Here is a 1,865-nt window from a genome sequence, read left to right as displayed (position 1 = left end):
AAAAACAATTCTTACAAGTGTCTTAAAGATATCCGGCGTTACGAATTCAAACCCTTGAATTTGTAACTAACGAAACATTTGGTTGCGTCATAGTGCGAAGCGAACTTGCAAGTTCCCTGAGCATTGCGAAAGCAAGACCCCTTGGGGTTGTATGGTTAAGCGACTAAGCGTACACGGTGGATGCCTTGGCAGTCAGAGGCGATGAAGGACGTAGTAACTTGCGATAAGCGTTGATTAGGCAGTAACAGCCATTTGAGTCAACGATTTCCGAATGGGGAAACCCACTTACATAAGTAAGTATCGTTGCGTGAATACATAGCGTAACGAGGCGAACCTGGGGAACTGAAACATCTAAGTACCCAGAGGAAAAGAAATCAACCGAGATTCCCCTAGTAGCGGCGAGCGAACGGGGATTAGCCCTTAAGCGATTTGGAAGTTAGTCGAACGGTCCTGGAAAGGCCGGCGATACCGGGTGATAGCCCCGTAGACGAAAACGACCTTAGCGTGAAATCGAGTAGGACGGGACACGTGATATCCTGTCTGAACATGGGGGGACCATCCTCCAAGGCTAAATACTCCTGACTGACCGATAGTGAACCAGTACCGTGAGGGAAAGGCGAAAAGAACCCCTGTGAGGGGAGTGAAATAGAACCTGAAACCGTGTACGTACAAGCAGTAGGAGCCCACTTGTTGGGTGACTGCGTACCTTTTGTATAATGGGTCAGCGACTTACATTCTGTAGCAAGGTTAACCGCATAGGGGAGCCGTAGGGAAACCGAGTCTTAACTGGGCGAATAAGTTGCAGGGTGTAGACCCGAAACCCGGTGATCTAGCCATGGGCAGGTTGAAGGTGCCGTAACAGGTACTGGAGGACCGAACTCACTAATGTTGCAAAATTAGGAGATGACCTGTGGTTAGGGGTGAAAGGCCAATCAAACCGGGAGATAGCTGGTTCTCCTCGAAAGCTATTTAGGTAGCGCCTCGTATCTCACCATTGGGGGTAGAGCACTGTTTGGACTAGGGGGTCATCCCGACTTACCAACTCCATGCAAACTCCGAATACCAATGAGTGCAATTACGGGAGACACACGGCGGGTGCTAACGTCCGTCGTGGAGAGGGAAACAACCCAGACCGCCAGCTAAGGTCCCAAAGTACTAGCTAAGTGGGAAACGATGTGGAAAGGCTCAGACAGCCAGGATGTTGGCTTAGAAGCAGCCATCATTTAAAGAAAGCGTAATAGCTCACTGGTCGAGTCGGTCTGCGCGGAAGATGTAACGGGGCTAAGCTAGTCACCGAAGCTGCGGATGCACACTTGTGTGCATGGTAGAGGAGCGTTCTGTAAGCGGTTGAAGCGGAATTGAGAAGTTCCGTGGACGTATCAGAAGTGCGAATGCTGACATGAGTAACGTTAAAGGGAGTGAAAAACTCCCTCGCCGGAAGACCAAGGGTTCCTGTCCAACGTTAATCGGGGCAGGGTGAGTCGGCCCCTAAGGCGAGGTCGAAAGACGTAGTCGATGGGAAACGGGTTAATATTCCCGTACTGCTGATTGCTGCGATGGAGAGACGGAGAAGGCTAGGCCAGCACGGCGTTGGTTGTCCGTGTTTAAGGTAGTAGGCGGTGAACTTAGGCAAATCCGGGTTCACATATACGCTGAGAGCTGATGACGAGCCACTACGGTGGTGAAGTGGTTGATGCCATGCTTCCAGGAAAATCTTCTAAGCTTCAGGCAATTAGGAACCGTACCCCAAACCAACACTGGTGGTCAGGTAGAGAATACCAAGGCGCTTGAGAGAACTCGGGTGAAGGAACTAGGCAAAATGGTACCGTAACTTCGGGAGAAGGTACGCCGCTGACGGTGATGGG

At 50.8% G+C, this 1,865-nt stretch carries 1 rRNA gene; it reads left to right on the top strand.

From position 1 onward, the window contains the following. Positions 1–153 precede the first annotated feature (153 nt). Positions 154–1,865: ribosomal RNA gene (locus AC2D8U_RS20975) — 23S ribosomal RNA — on the top strand; the annotation flags it as partial.

The sequence above is a fragment of the Ferrimonas sp. YIN67 genome, assembly GCF_057219095.1.
Note: the sequence above shows the minus strand (reverse complement) of the source record. Positions and strands in the feature narration are given on the sequence as shown.